This is a genomic window from Spirillospora sp. CA-128828 (genome assembly GCF_050945415.1).
Classification (GTDB): Bacteria; Actinomycetota; Actinomycetes; order Streptosporangiales; family Streptosporangiaceae; genus Spirillospora.
This window is the reverse complement of record NZ_CP191986.1, coordinates 1,542,947-1,558,437: the sequence shown is the minus strand read 5'-3', so window position 1 is coordinate 1,558,437 and position 15,491 is coordinate 1,542,947. Positions and strand designations below refer to the sequence as shown.

14 protein-coding genes are annotated in these 15,491 nt (G+C 70.1%); 9 read left to right on the top strand and 5 right to left on the bottom strand.

The window, feature by feature from the left end; genetic code table 11:
* Positions 1–46 precede the first annotated feature (46 nt).
* From ACQPXG_RS07960 to ACQPXG_RS07950, 3 genes are all read right to left on the bottom strand, one after another.
* Entirely contained in the window at positions 47–1,024 is a 978-nt protein-coding gene (locus tag ACQPXG_RS07960) for a hypothetical protein (protein ID WP_433466970.1), read from the bottom strand.
* 240 nt (positions 1,025–1,264) lie between these two features.
* The gene (locus ACQPXG_RS07955) at positions 1,265–3,046 is read right to left on the bottom strand and encodes a PucR family transcriptional regulator (protein ID WP_433466969.1); all 1,782 of its coding nucleotides are present in this window, start codon (positions 3,044–3,046) and stop codon (positions 1,265–1,267) included.
* A 134-nt stretch (positions 3,047–3,180) separates the two neighbouring features.
* Positions 3,181–4,188 (bottom strand): DUF4331 family protein, encoded by a 1,008-nt coding sequence (locus ACQPXG_RS07950; protein ID WP_433466968.1) that lies wholly within the window; start codon positions 4,186–4,188, stop codon positions 3,181–3,183.
* 230 nt (positions 4,189–4,418) lie between these two features.
* Here ACQPXG_RS07950 and ACQPXG_RS07945 point away from each other — a divergent pair, with 230 nt between their 5' ends.
* From ACQPXG_RS07945 to ACQPXG_RS07925, 5 genes are all read left to right on the top strand, one after another.
* Positions 4,419–4,994 carry a GAF domain-containing protein gene (locus tag ACQPXG_RS07945; protein WP_433466967.1) on the top strand — a complete coding sequence of 192 codons (576 nt, stop codon included), beginning with the start codon at positions 4,419–4,421 and terminating at the stop codon, positions 4,992–4,994.
* Positions 4,995–5,179: 185 nt separating this feature from the next.
* The gene (locus tag ACQPXG_RS07940; protein WP_433466966.1) at positions 5,180–6,496 is read left to right on the top strand and encodes an ATP-binding protein; all 1,317 of its coding nucleotides are present in this window, start codon (positions 5,180–5,182) and stop codon (positions 6,494–6,496) included.
* Positions 6,497–6,522: 26 nt separating this feature from the next.
* Positions 6,523–6,969, top strand: coding sequence for a roadblock/LC7 domain-containing protein (locus ACQPXG_RS07935; RefSeq protein WP_433466965.1), 447 nt, complete (start codon positions 6,523–6,525; stop codon positions 6,967–6,969).
* Positions 6,956–7,321 (top strand): DUF742 domain-containing protein, encoded by a 366-nt coding sequence (locus ACQPXG_RS07930; protein ID WP_433466964.1) that lies wholly within the window; start codon positions 6,956–6,958, stop codon positions 7,319–7,321. The genes ACQPXG_RS07935 and ACQPXG_RS07930 overlap by 14 nt, the downstream gene beginning before the upstream one ends.
* Positions 7,302–7,889, top strand: a complete 588-nt coding sequence (locus ACQPXG_RS07925) for a GTP-binding protein (RefSeq protein WP_433466963.1) — start codon at positions 7,302–7,304, stop codon at positions 7,887–7,889. Before ACQPXG_RS07930 ends, ACQPXG_RS07925 begins: the two co-directional genes overlap by 20 nt.
* Here ACQPXG_RS07925 and ACQPXG_RS07920 read toward each other — a convergent pair.
* Positions 7,811–10,312 (bottom strand): ATP-binding protein, encoded by a 2,502-nt coding sequence (locus tag ACQPXG_RS07920; RefSeq protein WP_433466962.1) that lies wholly within the window; start codon positions 10,310–10,312, stop codon positions 7,811–7,813. The genes ACQPXG_RS07925 and ACQPXG_RS07920 overlap by 79 nt on opposite strands.
* 265 nt (positions 10,313–10,577) lie before the next feature.
* Here ACQPXG_RS07920 and ACQPXG_RS07915 point away from each other — a divergent pair, with 265 nt between their 5' ends.
* From ACQPXG_RS07915 to ACQPXG_RS07905, 3 genes are read left to right on the top strand one after another with little or no spacing between them, the layout of a single operon-like run.
* On the top strand, positions 10,578–11,432 hold the full coding sequence (locus ACQPXG_RS07915; RefSeq protein ID WP_433466961.1) for an SAM-dependent methyltransferase: 855 nt from the start codon (positions 10,578–10,580) through the stop codon (positions 11,430–11,432).
* 41 nt (positions 11,433–11,473) lie between these two features.
* Positions 11,474–12,868 carry an FAD-dependent oxidoreductase gene (locus ACQPXG_RS07910; RefSeq protein WP_433466960.1) on the top strand — a complete coding sequence of 465 codons (1,395 nt, stop codon included), beginning with the start codon at positions 11,474–11,476 and terminating at the stop codon, positions 12,866–12,868.
* Positions 12,869–12,900: 32 nt separating this feature from the next.
* Positions 12,901–14,130, top strand: coding sequence for a cytochrome P450 (locus tag ACQPXG_RS07905; protein ID WP_433466959.1), 1,230 nt, complete (start codon positions 12,901–12,903; stop codon positions 14,128–14,130).
* A gap of 38 nt (positions 14,131–14,168) precedes the next feature.
* On the opposite strand, the gene ACQPXG_RS07900 is transcribed toward ACQPXG_RS07905, so the two are convergent.
* On the bottom strand, positions 14,169–14,999 hold the full coding sequence (locus ACQPXG_RS07900; RefSeq protein ID WP_433466958.1) for a maleylpyruvate isomerase family mycothiol-dependent enzyme: 831 nt from the start codon (positions 14,997–14,999) through the stop codon (positions 14,169–14,171).
* 106 nt (positions 15,000–15,105) lie between these two features.
* On the opposite strand from ACQPXG_RS07900, the gene ACQPXG_RS07895 reads away from it, so the two are divergent.
* Positions 15,106–15,339, top strand: coding sequence for a hypothetical protein (locus tag ACQPXG_RS07895; protein ID WP_433466957.1), 234 nt, complete (start codon positions 15,106–15,108; stop codon positions 15,337–15,339).
* The last annotated feature ends 152 nt before the right edge of the window (positions 15,340–15,491 follow it).

Genomic DNA, 15,491 nt, shown 5'->3' with positions numbered 1-15,491 from the left:
GGCGAGGCGAACCGCTCGGCGGCGGCGTTGCCGGTCTCACCCCCTGCTAGGCGTCGGCGGCAGCGGTCATCGCCTTGACCGCCTCTTCGGCCTCGTCGGCGGTGTGCCGTCCGAGGCCGCAGGCCGTGGCCACCGCGTATGCCTCGCGGCCCGCGGCGGCCTCGAACAGCCGCAGGCTCTCTACGCCGCCCGCCGGGTCGGCCGCCGCCGCGATCCCAGCGATGACCTTCCACTCCGGGGCGAGCCGGCTCAGCGGCCGGTAGAACGCCTCGGTACGCGGCGCGGGGTGCGCGCCGTAGGCCGCAGGGAGGTGCACCGGCGGCAGGCGCCGGCCGCGGCGGCGCAGCGCGTCCGCGAGGAGGTCGAGGTATCGGACGGCCGAGCCGAGGTCGCGGGGCGCGAACATCTCGGTGTTGCGGTAGTTGCCGTAGCACAGATGCAAGATCACTTGAGCGTCGTCGGGGAAGCGCGCGATCAGGCTCGCGACCTGGGCGGCCATGAGCCGCGCGGCCAGGGCCGGCCCTCCGGGAGCGCGCCTGGCCATGTCCATGCCGATCAGCACGGACGGCGTCTCAAGCTGCCAGACGACGTCCGGTCCGGCGTAGGCCGCCAGGTCCGCCACCTCGTCCACGACGGCCTGAGCGAACACCGGCAGGTACCGCAGGGACGACCACGGCCGGCCGGCGAACACGAAGATCGCCAGGTCGAGCGGGCTGGGGAGGCTGATCTGCAGACGGACGTCGGCGAGCTCTGGGCGCTCGGCGCGCAGCGCACGGAACTCGTCCACGATCTCGCGCAACCGTTCGGTGCGGCGCATCGACACGTCATCGGGCCGCAACCGCCGGCCGCGCCGAACGCCGTGGGTGCGCATGTCGTCGTAGTCGGCGTACTCGCCGGGCCGCTTGATCTCGAACGCCTCCCGCTCGGCGAGGTCCCGTAGGTAGGCGATGACCCAGTTCGGGTCGAGATCGCAGGGCAGGGAGATCAGCCGGTGGCCGCGGGCATGATCGAGGACCCACTCCATGGCCTGACGGGGGCTGGTCGACAGATCCGGCGGCAGACTACCGACAAAGTGAACGGAACGTTCCATACCCTCCATTCCACACAAGGCGTGATATCCAGGGTGCCAAATACACATAACCGTGATTCAGGATCGCCGGATGGTGGGTCGGCTCGGGGTGTGGGAGGAGAGCACCTGGCGGACGGCGTGGGGCGACGGTGACCGCGTCCAGCGCACCGACACACCACAGGCGGTCCGCGCTGGTCATTTGGAAGTGGTCGATGCGGCTTGCGAGTCGCGGACCTTCAGGGCGAACCATAGGTCGTAGCGGGCTGAGGGGCCGTTCAGGAGCGAGCGGCCGAGCATCGTTTCGACACGGGTCAGCCGCTTTCGCGCACCGGGTATCGAGATGTCGAGTGTCGATGCGGTCGGTTCTATGCGAGCGTTGTTGGCCAGCCATACACGGAGTGTTTTCAGGTAGGGCTTGGGGTCTCGCTCAAGGAGTGGGGAAAGTTGCAAGTGGGCCCAGCGGCCGACCTCGGGATCGTCCAGTAGCGCGTCAAGGGGCACCTGGTCGCCGTCTCCTCCCGGGCCGTCCAGGATGCGGAGTGCCAGGTGAAGGCTTGATTGCGTTCCCATGTCGTGGAGTGATCGTCCGAGGAGCCCTTCGATGTGCCGCAGCCGAGCGACCAGGGTGTTGCGGTGGATCTTCAACTGGCGCGCGGCGCCACCGTTGAAGTCCAGCCATGCTCGGAGCGTCGCGGTCAGTTCGGGTGCATCGGGATCCTGCTTGCGCTTGGGGCGGTAGGCGGACAGCGGTTCGAGCGTCGCTTCCGCCCATTCGCGGGCGCGGGGGCGCAACAGCGCGGCGAGGTCTCCGCTCGGGCTGAAACGCGCGTAGCCCGTGCCTTGCCCGCGCGCCAACGCGAGCGCGTGAAACGCCTGCCCGTACGCCGATTCCAGGTCGCGGAGCGCGACGATCTCGCTACCGCCGATACTGATGCCGTTCGATGGGCGGGCCCAGCCCCGGAGGGCCTCTTCCATCGCGTCAGTATCATCTGTGGCCGGTGCGAGAACGATGATGTGCCGCCTGTAGACGGGACATTTGACGATCCATGCCCGGCCCTCCGACGCCTCCTCGCAGTGAGTGACCAATTCGCCGCGCGCTTTCGCGGGGCTCTCCATGACGTAGACACGGACCTCGTCCGCCAGGCTCGGTCCGATCGCGCCCGCCACACGACGGGCGCCCTGGACATTGCCCGTCATGAGCAGGTGGAGGACGGCTTCCCTGGTGTGTCCGTCCGCCTGGTCCGCGCGTCGCCCGCGGCGTGCGTCCTCCTCCGCGCGCCAGCACAACCCGACGAGCCGGGACGCGTCCGCTATCAAGAAGCGCGTGGGTGGGGAAAATGGTTTCTCCCGCGTCACCACCAGCACGCCGGCGTTGTCCGGCGTACCGACCGACTGGACGTTCACGACGCCTGAGCCGAGGTTCACCGCGGCCGCCCCGGCCAATCCGCTCAGTACGCGTTGGATCTCGCCTTGCGCCTGGTCCAGGACGTCCTGGGGAAGTTCGGGAAAGGCGTGCCGTGCCCTGCCGATGCGGTCGAGGAGCGCGACGTTTCCGGTCACGCGTCGTGCCAGCCAGCGCAGAAGGCACTCAAGACCGTTCGGGCGCATCGCCTCCCGATGCATCTCCCGATAGTCGTCGATGGCGCGCGCCCGATCCTCTCTGATGACCGTCATGATCCGCGCCCACGCCCGGGACGAGGGAAGGTGTGTCATCAGGAGCGGTATGCCGGCACGTTCGGCCGACGTGGTCACTGCCCGGAGATCGGGTTCTCGGCCGTCCGGGAGAGCGGGGGCCAGCACGACGCCTGCGGAACCCATGCCGCCGAGTCTTCGCACGGCGGTGTCGAGCACCTCGGGCGGCGACTCGGCGGACAGCGACAGGATGGGAAGTACCCGCCGGAGAATGCCGGGAGCCGAGTCGGGCCGGACGGCCAGATCCGCACCGTCGACGAGAAGCGCCGACTCGACCTCCGACATGCCCGCGGCCTCCCCAGTGAGGAGACGCAACCCCAGCTCAGGGTGTTCCAGAAGTGCGCTGAGCGTGGGCACCATGAAACCTCTTCCGCCTCGCGTGGTGGTCCGCGCAGGACACCGTCCTGCGTGGACCGGTCCTACACCGGAGGAGCGAGGTAAGGGAAGTCGGGGCCGGGGACGCCCGCGGCGGAGCCGGCGTCGATACCCAGTGGTACGGCCTTGTTGAGCACCAGCGCGAACATCACCTCCGGTGAGGGCTCGGTGAGCCCGCGCCCGTTGCGAACGGCGAAGCCGAAGTTCGCCGGCGTTCCGATCCGGTAGCGGAGGATGTCGGGGAAGATCGTGTCGACCACCTGCTGCGCGTGCGCTCGCGGATCGTCGTTCGTGCGCATCGCCGCGACGACCTTGGTGACCACGTCGCTCACGAGCGGGCCGTAAAGCAGCCTGTCCTCGGTCGGGTGGGTCGTGTTGTAGTCGCTGGCCCGTTGCGAGTCGTCCGGGTGGAAGATCGTGTTCACGAGCGGAGTCGCGCACCGGTTGATCTGGCGCCAGCCACCGGCATCGGTCGCAAGCGCCGTCGTCCCCCAGAAACCGATCTCGGCGACGTCGAAGGCACTGTCGGGAATCTCCAGGACGATGGCTCCGACGTTCGTGCCGGCGAACAGGTTCGTCGCATGACCGTGGTCCACGGCGGCGAAATCGACGGGTGTGCCGTTCGCGACCGCCTCCTTGACGGCTCCGACGGCGGCGCCATTGATGTAGAACGGATCCGCGGCCGGGCCGGCCCAGACCCGCGCACCGCCCGTGCCGATGAGCTCCTGCCGGGTCCTGCCCTGTGCGATGACCGTTCCGGCACTGTCGCGAAAGCGCGCCGCGGCTCCGTCGATTCGGTGGACTTCGAAGGCCTGGTCGCCATCAGGATCGCGGTCCGCGAAGGTGAGAACATAGGTGCGGTCCTCGACCGCGTCGCCATCGGTGTCGATTCTGAACTCGTATCGCGCCTCCGGATGAAAACCTCCACCGCCGGACAGCGGATTCACGTTCATCACGAAGACCGTGCCCGTGCCGCCTCGGAAGACGTACACGTCGGAGATGTCCAGACGTGGATCCTGCCGAGCGAGTGGCGAATCGAGATGGTGGGACACTAATGCTCCATCGCGGGGTGTCGGGGAGGTCGTTCCTCCAGGAAGCAATGGATCACGGTAAGACCGTCGCCGGGAATGCACTAGAAACACTTTGCACAGCGAGGCGGACGTCCGGTTTCGAAATGCTGAATCACTCCTCTCGTTGTACCTTGGAACGATCCAAAGCGTCTTGTGGCGTTATGCTCCGGGCGCATTCATGCACGCCACACGACCTAGGGCAGGAGCCTGTGATGACCCTTCCCCACGCCTTCCGCCTGGTGACCCCCGTCGATGAGGACGCGCCGCGCCGCGCGGCACGGCTGCGGGAGCTGGACCTCCGCGAGGAGCCCGATCCCGAGTTCGACGAGTTCGCCCGCGAGCTGGCGCAATCGCTGGACGCCCCGTTCGCCATGGTGAACCTCATCGGTCCCGAGCGGCAGTACTTCGCCGGGCTGTACCCGTCCTCTCTCGACCGTGGCGTCGACCCGGCGACGGACCCGTTCCGGACCATGGCCTGCGATCACGGGTACTGCATGTACGTGGTGACGCGGCGGCATGCCATGGCCTTGAACGAGGTCATGGACTATCACCTCTTCGCCGGCAACCCGGTGGTGGACGAAATCGGCATTCGCGCCTACCTTGGTGCCCCGCTGATCGACCAGGCCGGGACGCTGGGCACTATCTGTGTCGTGGACACCGAGCCCCATGATTGGGGTGCACAGGGAGTCGCCTTCATCAAAGCCCGGGCCGCCGAACTCGTGGAGAGGATCCACCAACGGGCGAATCTGCGGAACGGGCACGGATATCCGCCGGGCGCAGCCTCCTAGAATCGTCACCAAGGACATCGATGCCCGAAATTCCCAGGTACCCCGCACATCCCGCCGGAACCGGAGACGGACGGCACCGTCGACATTCCGAGAACGGCGAGCGCCCTGCGGTCGGTTTCCATTCTTCGCACCTGTACCTTTCCATTGTCCCGGCGGTTCTCATCGCCTGCCTGGGAGGGGCCGCGGTGGCGGTCCTGGTCGTCGCCGGGACCTTCTCCCGGGCGGCCGCGGCGACAGTGGTCCTCGCCGCCGCCGGAGCGGTGGCCGTCGTGTGCGGTGCCATCGTCGCGGCGGAGAAGGTGACACGGCGGGAGCACGAGCTCCTCGGTCGTTCGGCGTCCGACAACGAGAATCTGCGACGGCGGCTGAGCGAACTCGAATCGGTGATCGCTCAGGGCCCGAGGGAGGTGCGGGTCGCGGCGGCCCCCTCGCAGCGGGTCGAGGTCTTCGTCAACCTCGCCCGGCGCATGCAGACGCTGTCCCATCGCGCGCTTCAGAAGCTCGACGAACTGGAGAACCGGGTCGAGGACCCGGACCTCCTCAAGGGCCTTTTCAGGGTCGACCACCTCAGCACGCGCCTGCGCCGCCAGGCCGAAAGCCTCGCCGTGATCGGCGGTACCGCGTCCAGGCGCCAGTGGAGCAGGCCGGTCAGGGTCTACGAGGTACTGCGCTCGGCTGTCGCAGAGGTCGAGGACTTCAACCGGGTCAAGATCATGCCGCCCGTCGAGGGGACGCTCGAAGGCGGCGCGGTGGCGAACCTCATCCATCTGTTCGCCGAGCTCGTGGAGAACGCCACCAAGTACTCGCCACCGCACACCAAGGTCGTGCTCCGGGTGGAGGCCGTGACGGCCGGCCTGGCGGTCGAGATCGAGGACCGCGGCCTCGGCATCCCGCGGGAGACCCAGCGCCGGCTGAACGACCTGCTCGCCGACCCGGAGCGATTCGACGCCGACGAACTGGTGCGCGACGGTCGTATCGGGCTGCTGGTGGTGTCGGCCCTCGCACGCCGGCACAAGATCACCGTCAGGCTGCAGACCAACATGTTCGCCGGCACCCAGGCCGTGATCGTGATCCCGAAGGAGCTGGTCGATCCGATCGGCACCGAGGGCGGTGCACGACGACCGGCGGCGCCGCCCGAACCCGCCCGGCCGATGTCTCAGCCGTCAGGCGGGGCAGGGGACCCAATGCGCGGCCCGGTGCGTCCCGCGCATGAGGAGGGCGGCGCCCGCCCGGCCCCGCCGCCCGAAGGCATCGCGACGTCCGCCATGCAGACGAGTGGATGGAACGACCCCGGCCCTCCGGCAAATGGCGGGCGCCGTCCGGACCTGCCGAGGCGCCGCCCGCAGACGAATCTGTCCCCCGAGCTCGTCAATGCCCCCGCGCCACGAGACGACGGTGCGGACATCGGCCACAACCACCGGCTCATGGCCGCCTTCAAGCGGGGCATGGCCAGCGGTCAGGAAGCGGACCCGGTGGACAGGACCGACGAGGCCGGTTCATAGAGCACGAAACTCGTTAGGAGCATCCTTTGAGCGCCGTTTCTCCCAACCAGGCCTCAGATCTCGCCTGGCTGCTGCAAGGTCTGTCCCAGGAGGTCCCCCTCATCAGGGGAAGCGTGCTGTTGTCCTCCGACGGGATCACGAAGGCCGCCTACGGCCTTGATCGCGCCAACTCGGAATATCTCGCCGCACTCGCCTCCGGGCTCTTCTCCATGGCGCGGTCCGCCGGCACGAAACTCGACGGGGGCAACAAGGTCCGCCAGGTCGTGGCCGAACTGGAGTCCAGTCAGCTGTTCATCTCCTGGGCCGGCTTCAACTCGGTTCTCGCCGTCCTGGCCAGGGCCGAGGCCGACCCGGCCATCATCGGAATGGAGATGGCCCGGTTGATCAAGGCGGTCCAGCCCTTCCTGGAAACGGCGGTACGCCCGTCGTTCTCCGCCTCAGGCAACGAAAGCCGTCGAAATGGCAGCCGGTGACGAGGAAGTCTGGCTCGACGACGACGCCGGCCCGCTGATTCGTCCGTACACGGTCAACGAGGGCCGCACTCATCCGACCGTGCACCTGGACATGCTCTCCCTGGTGGTCGCCACCGGCGGCCCCACCCCGGAGATGGATCCGGAGCACGTCAGGGTGCTGGAACTCTGCCATACCCCGATATCCGTCACCGAAGTGGCCGCGCACATACGCCTCCCCCTGGCCGTCACCAAGGTTCTCATCGCGGATCTCCTTGACCGCGGTGCCATGGCGACCCGAGTCTCGTCCCCACTGTCCGGCGCCGAAGACCGTGCCCTACTGGAGGCATTGCTCGATGGTCTACAACGACTCTGAGATATCTCCCACCCCGGTCAAGGTTCTGATCGCGGGCGGTTTCGGTGCCGGAAAGACCACCTTCGTCGGTGCGGCGAGCGAGATCGAACCGCTTGACACGGAAGAGGTCATCACCACGGCCAGTGTGGGGATCGACGACCTCGGCGGGACGGCGGACAAGTCCACGACCACCGTGGCCTTCGACTTCGGCCGGATAACCCTTCCCCAGCAGAACATCGTGCTCTACCTGTTCGGCACACCCGGACAGGAACGCTTCTGGTTCATGTGGGACGAACTGTCCGCCGGAGCACTGGGCGCGATCGTCGTGGCCGACGCGGGACGCCTGGCCGACAGTTTCTCGGTCCTCGACTTCTTCGAGAGCCGGGGCATTTATTTCCTTGTCGCAGTGAACGAGTTCGACGGCGGGTTTCGCTATGCGCCAGAGGAGGTGCGTGTCGCTCTAGGGCTCGACCAGCGTGTACCGATCGTGTCATGCGACGCACGAGACACTCAATCCGCAAGAGGGGTGCTTCGGTCGCTGGTCCAGTACCTTCTCCTCTCCGCTCGATCATCTTCCGCTGTCCCGTAGGACGAGGCGGCCGTTGCCGCGCCGTTCTGCTCGGCCACCCATGCCGCGATCTCGGCCCGGCTGGTGAACCCCAGTTTGCGGAGGGCGGCGCTCACGTGCGACTGGACGGTACGGGGACTGAGGAACAACACCGAGGCGATCTGCTTGTCGGTCTTCCCTTGGGCGATCAGCTCGGCCACGGCGTGCTGCTTGTCGGTGAGCAGCCGGTTCACCGGCCGCGGCCGGGCCGGAACGTCGGCCCGCGGGCTGGACGACTGGCTCAGCGCCAGGTCGATCGCGGCGTCGAGTTCCATCTCCGCGCCGTAGCTCTCGGTCACGTCGTACGCGTCGCCGAGGGCCGACCGCGCCTGTTCGGCGCAGGCCGCGTGGGCCTCCGCCCAGGGACGCAGCCGGTGGATGGCCACGCCGAGGGCCCGCTGCATGTTCCGCGCGGCGCCGAGGAGCAGGGCGGCCTCTTCGTGATGACCGCGGGCCACCGCGCACCACGCGAGCGACTCCACGCACCAGACCGACCCCCACCGTTCGCCGATGTCCCACTGGGCGCGCAGCGCGGACCGGAACATCGTGACGGCGGACGCCGGGTCGCCGTGCCGGAGCTCGGCCACGGCACGGGCCCATTGGGCCCAAGCGGCGGCCCAGCTCGCGCCGTGGGCGCCGGCGTCGGCGAGGTGCCGGTCGGTGATGGCGAGGGCGTCCCGCGCGGGCGCGGTGAACGCGGCGGCGATGGCGTGGAGCATCTCGGCCATCGGCAGCACACGCGTGTCGTTCATCGCGGCCAGCTCGTCGCGTACGGCGGCCCACAGCGCGAGCGCATCGGGGTCGCCGTGGACGAACAGGGCCGTCGTGGCGGTGAAGAAGCGGTGAACGGCCAGCGCGAACGCCGCCTCGCCGTCTCCGGACACCGCCGGCGCCAGGGCTCGACAGCGGCGCGCCAAGATCTCGGCGTTGACCTCGTCGCCCAGGCACAGCGCGATCCAGCCGGCCTGCGCGAGCACCGTCAGCCGGAGCGGTGCGGCCGCCGGGTCGCCGGCCAGGGCCGCCTCGGCTCGCAGCAGGGTCCGCATGCCCTCGCCCAGCGTCCCGCCGAAGAACCACAGCCGCATGGCGGTCAGCGCGGCGGCGAGCCGGGCGCCGGCCTCCGCGTCCTCCGGCGTCGTCGAGGCGGCGCACCGGTCCAGGACGGCCCTGTGGTTCGGCAGGTCCTGGCATGCCTCCCACAGATACCGGGTCTCGTCCTGCCCGTACCAGTGCCGGCTGCACCATTCGGCGCGGTCGAGAAGGTACGCGCTGAGCCGGCGGTGCGCGGCCGTCTCGTCGACCGACGGCGGCGCGGGCCGGCGCCCCTCCGGTGCCGGCCGGTCTCCGGCGCGCGCGCCGAGGCGGGCCAGCCCGTACTCCCGCACGGTCGCGAGCATGGTGTACCGCGTCGGAATGGAATCGGTGTCGGGGACGATGATGCTCTTGGCGGCCAGCTCGCCGAGGAGCATCGGCACCTGGCCGGCGTCGAGCTCGCCGTCCGCGGCGACGGCGGCGGCCGCGTCCATCGTGAAGCCGCCCGCGAACACCGCCAGCCGGGCCCACAGCAGCCGCTCGGCCGGCGAGCACAGCCGGTGGCTCCACTCGAAGCTGTCCCAGAGGGTCCGGTGACGGGCCGGGGCGTGCACGTCCTCCGTGAGCGTCCGCAGCCGGAAGTCCGACAGCATCGACACGATCTCCGCGACCGACATCATGCGTACGAGCGGCGCCGCGAGTTCGATGGCGAGCGGGATGCCGTCCAGCATCCCGACCAGGCGCGCGGCGTCGGGGGCGTTCTGCGGCGTGATCGCGAAGTCCGCGCGCGCGGCGGAGGCGCGCGCCGCGAACAGCCGTACGGCCTCGTACTCGGTCACGACGGCGCGTTCGGGCGCGGCCGGGACGCTCAGCGGCGGCACGTCGATCAGGTGTTCACCCGCACAGCGCAACGGCACCCTGCTGGTCGCGATGATCCGCAGTTCGGGGCAGCCGCGCAGGAGACGGACCACCAAGGGAGCCAGCGTCGGGACGAGGTGCTCGCAGTTGTCGAGCACGAGCAGGGCCGCCCGCCTGCTCAGCTCCGCGACCAGGACGTCGCCGGACTCCCGCGCCGACACGTCGTCGATGGGCAGCGCGTCCAGGATGACCCGCCCGGCCGAGGCCGGGTCGGTGTGGGAGGCGAGGTCGACCCACCACGCTCCGTCGGGGTGGGCGCGGCGCGCCTCGCTCGCCAGCCGCATCGCGAGCCGGGTCTTGCCCGTTCCGCCGGCGCCGGTCAGGGACAGCAGCCGTACACCCGGGTCGGCCAGCCGCGCCTTCGCCGAGGTGAGCAGCTCCCGGCGGCCGATGAAACCGTTGAGCTCGGCCGGAACGTAGCCGTCGCGCCAGCCGTCCGCCATGCGTTCCGTCACCGCTCCGCCTGTCCTCGCCGCCCGCCGCGGGAGCGGGGATGCCGAACGATCCGAGATCGTAGTGAATACGGTGCCGTCCGGTGGCGGAGTCGGCAGTTCCGTCCCATCGCTCGCGAAGCCCCCGTAGGGGTGATTCCGTACCGGGCTCCGTAAATCTACGGATGAGCCGGGAATCCCTGCGGCCCCACCATTTCCGTATGCATCAGGCACCGGCGGCGCCCCGCGAATCCGCCGCCCGCGGAGCCCAGCCGGATCACGGTCGCGGATGATGAGCGAAGCACTGCGGCGCGTCGGCGAGCCGATCCGCGATCCCGGGCCCACGATGACGTCGGCGGCCCCGTCCATCGCCCGCGTCATCGACTGCCTGCTGGGCGGCAAGGACAACTTCCGGGTGGACCGCGAACAGGCGAGGGCGGCGGTCGCCGCCGATCCCCGGATCCAGCAGGTCGTCGTCGAGAACCGCCGGTTCTCCCGCAGAGCCGTCCGGTACCTGGTCCGTGAGTGCGGCGTCACGCAGTTCGTCGACATCGGGACCGGCCTGCCGGCCGCCGAGAACGCCCATGACATCGCCCAGGGCCACGACGCGAGCGCCCGGGTGCTCTATGTGGACAACGATCCGATCGTCGTGGCCCACGGTCAGGCCCTGCTCGCTGAGAACGACCGCATCGGGGTCGTCCACGCCGACCTGCGCGACCCCGGCGCGATCCTGGGCCACCCGGAGTTCATTCGGCTCATCGACCTGGACGAACCTGTCGCGGTACTGCTCACCCCGGTCCTGCAGTTCCTGTCCGACGCCGACCGTCCGGAGGAGGTCATGCGGAAGATCCGCGAGGCGCTCCCCCCGGGCGGTCACCTCGTGCTCTCCCACGCGTGCCCGGAGGCGCGCCCCCGGCAGGTCGAGGGCGTCATGGACGTCTACCGGTCCGTCGTGCCCTCGGCCACGGCGCGCGAACGCGAGCGCATCGCGGGCTTCTTCGGCGACTTCACCTTCGCCGAGCCGGGCCTGACCTGGGTGTCGTCCTGGCGTCCGGACGTCGCGGTGCCGCCCCGGGTGGCCGAACGCGTCTGGCAGCTCGGCGGCGTCGCCCGCAAGCCGGACCCGGCCGCCGTCCCAGCCTGACATCCACCACGACGAGCCGACGCATTGGAGAACGAACGCACATGAGCAGGAGACCGGTCCGCCGTTTCCGTGAACTCGGAGCCGCGTGGCCGCCGGCCGGCACGAGGATCGTGATGCGGCGTGCCGTCGTGCTGGGCGGCAGCATCGCCGGCCTGCTCGCGGCCCGGGTCCTCAGTGACCACGCCGACGAGGTGGTCGTCCTGGAACGCGATGACCCGGACGCGCACGGGGCCAGGCCAGGGGTGCCGCAGGGAACGCAGGTGCACGTCTTGCTGCACGGGGGGCGGGTCCAGCTCGACCGCTGGTTCCCCGGGTTTTCCGAAAGCCTGCTCGCAGACGGTGCGGTGCTGTCGAAGGACGAGGCCATCCACATGTACGTCGACGGCACCCTCAAGGTGCCGGTCGCCGACGAGATCGTCAGCGCCAGCCGGCCGTTCCTGGAGAGCCGGGTACGGGCCAGGACGCTCGCCCTCCGCAACGTCCGGCTGATCCGGGCCCGGGCCTGCGGCCTGACGTTCGCGACGGACCGGGTCACCGGCGTGCGGTACACCGCCGAGGGCGATCCGGCCGAAGGGATCGCCGAGTTGCCCGCCGATCTCGTCGTCGACGCGATGGGCCGGTCGAGCCGGCTCGGTGACTGGCTCGAAGAGGCCGGCCGGCCCCGGCCGCCGATGCGGCGGGTCGGCATCGACCTCGGCTACGCCACCGCCAGCTTCCGGCGTGACGGCGCCCCGCTCGGCGTCTCCACCGTCCAGTCGGTCGTCCAGCCGGGCGCGGGACGCCGCCCGGGGGTCTGCGTGCTGACCGCGGTCGAGGACGGCCGCTGGTCCATCCTGCTGTCCGGATTCGCCGACGACCGGCCGACGCGGGACCCGGAGGAGTTCCGCGCGCGCTGCCGGCGGCTCCCGCCCTTCTTCGGGTGGGTCGCCGAGGGGTCCCCGATGATCGGACCGGTCGTGACCTACCGGCAGGCCGACTCCCGGCGCCGCGACTTCCACGCGGTGCGGCGGCTGCCGGCCGGTCTCGTCGCGGTGGGCGACGCGGTCGCCTCGTTCAATCCCGTGTACGGCCAGGGCATGTCGTCGGCCGCGCTCCACGCCTCCTGCCTGTCGGCCTACCTGCGGTCGGCGCCGTCGCTCGCCGAGCCGGCGCGCGACTACTTCGCCCGCGTACGGCTGGTCGTCGACGCCGCCTGGCAGACGTCGACGACCAACGACCTCGCGCTGCCGCACGTCACCGGCCCCTATCCGCGCGGCTTCCGGGTCGCGCACCGCATCAGCGACCTGATCCTGCGGGCCTCCGTGACCGACGCGGAGATCAACCACCGCTTCCTCCAGGTCACGCACATGCGAGCCCACCCGAACACCCTCATCCGGCCCGGTCTCCTGCTTCGCGCCATGCGCGCCGAACGGGCGGGCACGGCGGAGCATCCCTGAGCATGCCGATCCGACCACCCGGAGGAACCACCATGGACACCGTCCCAGGCGGAACCGGACACCTTCCGCCGCACCCGGAGCGTGTGCGGCTGTACGACCAGGCATTCGCCGAGGACCCCGCGCGGACATACGCGCGGCTGCGGGAGTACGGAGAGGCCGTGCCGGTCGAGCTGGCCCCCGGCGTTCCGGCGACCCTCATCGTCGGCTACGAGGCCGCGCTCCAGGTGCTGCGGGATCCGATGACCTTCCCCAAGGACCCGCGGGAATGGCAGCAGGACGTCCCGCATGACTGCCCGGTGCTGCCGCTGATGATGTACCGGCCGAACTGCATGTACACCGACGATCCACTGCACACGCGGCTGCGGCGGGCGGTCACGCACGCGCTGGACCACATCGACTCGTCCTTGCTGCGCGAGCAGGTGGGCGACATCGCCGACGAGCTCATCGCGGGATTCGGCGCCGCGGGCGAGGCCGACCTGCTCGCCGCCTTCGCACGACCCCTGTCGCTGCTGCTGTTCACCCGGCTGCTCGGCTGCCCGCCCGCCCTCAGCGAGCGGCTGGCCCGCGGGTTCAAGGACATCTTCGACGGCGTCGACGCGGAGAAGGCGAACGCCGAGCTCACCCAGGGCGTCGCCGAGCTGATCGCGTTGAAACGGCGCCTGCCGGGGCAGGACCTGACCTCGCGGATGCTGGCCGATCCGGTCGGGCTGTCCGACGAGGAGGCGCTGCACCAGGTGCTCCTCCTCATGGGCGCCGGGGCCGAACCGGAGCAGAACCTCATCGCCAACGGAGTCCACCTGCTGCTGACCAGTGAGAAGACGGCCGACGACGTCTGGGGCGGCAACCTGCTCATCGAGGACGCGCTGGACGAGCTGCTGTGGACCGACCCGCCCATCGCGAACTTCGGCTTCACCTATCCCCGACGGGACGTGGAGTTCCGCGGGACGGTCCTGCCCGCGCACCAGCCGGTGGTGATCGGTTTCTCCGCCGCCAACACCGACCCGCACTCCATGGCGGATGCACGGGTCGGCAACCGGGCCCACCTCGCCTGGGGCGCCGGCTCGCACCTGTGCCCCGCGAAGCGGCCCGCGCTCCTCATCGCGACGGCCGCCATCGAAAGGCTCCTCGACGGACTGCCCGGACTGACGCCGGCTTTCCCGGGCGGCGAGGCGACCTGGCGGCCCGGTCCGTTCCACCGTGCCCTGACAGCGCTGCCCGTCCGCTTCACCCCGACCACGGCCGGTCCCGGCCGCCATCGCTGAAGCGATCGGCCTTCAACCCAGAGTCGGGCGTGGCCGGGCTAGGCGACGATCGCGAGCAGGGCCGTGATGGCGCTGGTGAGCTCCGGGTCGCCGCTGGTCGTCGAGCGCTTGCGTGCCTGCTCCACGGTGATGCCTCTGGTCGCCAGCCGCCAGAAGGTGTCCTGGTCCATCGAGACGCGGGCGGTCGGCTCCTCTTGGGGCTCGGCCATCCGCCATCGTCCGTCCTGCCGGATCACGCCCCATCGTCCGCCCGCCGGGCCCAGCACCTCCAGGTGAGCCGTGCTGCCCTCCGGCCGGTCGTGAGTCCGCAAGGTATGCGGCAGGGCGCGGGCGAAGAGGTCCAGCACCGGAGCCATGAGATCGGGCTCGGTGGCGCCTGAGACGGCGACGGCGTCGCGCACCTGCTGCTGGTGGACCCAGAACTCGGTGTAGTCGCGGCCGATGTCGAGCCAGGCGGGGCTGTCGAGGTCGGTCGCGGCCCAGGAGACGTTCAGGTCGGCGGGAGCCTGGAGGTCCCGTCCCGCCCACACGGCGTCCAGCCGCGGTCCCAGGTGATCCAGCAGTTCGATCATCAGTTGCGGGCTGAGCTGCCGGGACGCCCGGACGAACTCGTCGTTGGTGCGCGCCAGATATGCGGGAAGCGTCTCGTCATCGGCGAACACCGCGCCGCCATGCCCGTCGCGGCTGCCCGACAGACGCCGCATGTAGTCGTTGAGCACGTGCGCGACGACATCGTGCACGTCCCATCCGGGGCACACCGTCGGCGCGGCCCAGTCGGCGGGGCCCAGGGCTCCGAGCAGTTCGAGCATCACGCGCCGTTCACGCGGGAACAGCGGACGAACGTCGAGGACCGGGCCGAAGATCATCATTGCGCGACCCTACCGACGCGCCTTTCCATGTGGCGAACGGGTTTGGGCATGGGGGCCGACGTGCCGGGTAGGGGACGGCCGACACAATGGAGAGGAGGCGAAACAAGTGAGCACAGCACAGGAGACCGGCGGCATCACCGGCACGATGGACAAGGACTACAACCTGGTCTGGTTCGTCGAGCAGTGCCTGAGCAACGCGCTGCGGCTGGAGACCTTCATCGCCGACGCCGAGCGCGCCGGCGACAACGAACTGGCCGATCTGTTCCGCCGTGCCCAGACCGAGAGCCGCAAGGGCGCCGAGCAGGGCAAGGACTACCTGCGGCGGCGGATGGCCGGCTGAGCGACCACCGGGGCCGCGCCCACTGATCGGCGGGAGACGACCGGCGCACGGGCGTGGTCTTCGGATCGGGGCCGTGATCGCCGTGGCGATCGCGGCCCCGCGCAACGGTGAAGATCGATCATGCGTCCTCGTTGTGACGGTGCCTGCCACTA

What these genes read in the sequence shown, in the direction of transcription:
- ACQPXG_RS07910 (WP_433466960.1), top strand. Translation starts at nt 11,474, where the DNA reads ATGAGCAGGAGACCGGTCCGCCGTTTCCGTGAACTCGGAGCCGCGTGG.
- ACQPXG_RS07955 (WP_433466969.1), bottom strand. Translation starts at nt 3,046, where the DNA reads ATGTCGGAGGTCGAGTCGGCGCTTCTCGTCGACGGTGCGGATCTGGCC.
- ACQPXG_RS07960 (WP_433466970.1), bottom strand. Translation starts at nt 1,024, where the DNA reads ATGGAGTGGGTCCTCGATCATGCCCGCGGCCACCGGCTGATCTCCCTG.
- ACQPXG_RS07945 (WP_433466967.1), top strand. Translation starts at nt 4,419, where the DNA reads ATGACCCTTCCCCACGCCTTCCGCCTGGTGACCCCCGTCGATGAGGAC.
- ACQPXG_RS07930 (WP_433466964.1), top strand. Translation starts at nt 6,956, where the DNA reads ATGGCAGCCGGTGACGAGGAAGTCTGGCTCGACGACGACGCCGGCCCG.
- ACQPXG_RS07925 (WP_433466963.1), top strand. Translation starts at nt 7,302, where the DNA reads ATGGTCTACAACGACTCTGAGATATCTCCCACCCCGGTCAAGGTTCTG.
- ACQPXG_RS07900 (WP_433466958.1), bottom strand. Translation starts at nt 14,999, where the DNA reads ATGATGATCTTCGGCCCGGTCCTCGACGTTCGTCCGCTGTTCCCGCGT.
- ACQPXG_RS07915 (WP_433466961.1), top strand. Translation starts at nt 10,578, where the DNA reads ATGATGAGCGAAGCACTGCGGCGCGTCGGCGAGCCGATCCGCGATCCC.
- ACQPXG_RS07905 (WP_433466959.1), top strand. Translation starts at nt 12,901, where the DNA reads ATGGACACCGTCCCAGGCGGAACCGGACACCTTCCGCCGCACCCGGAG.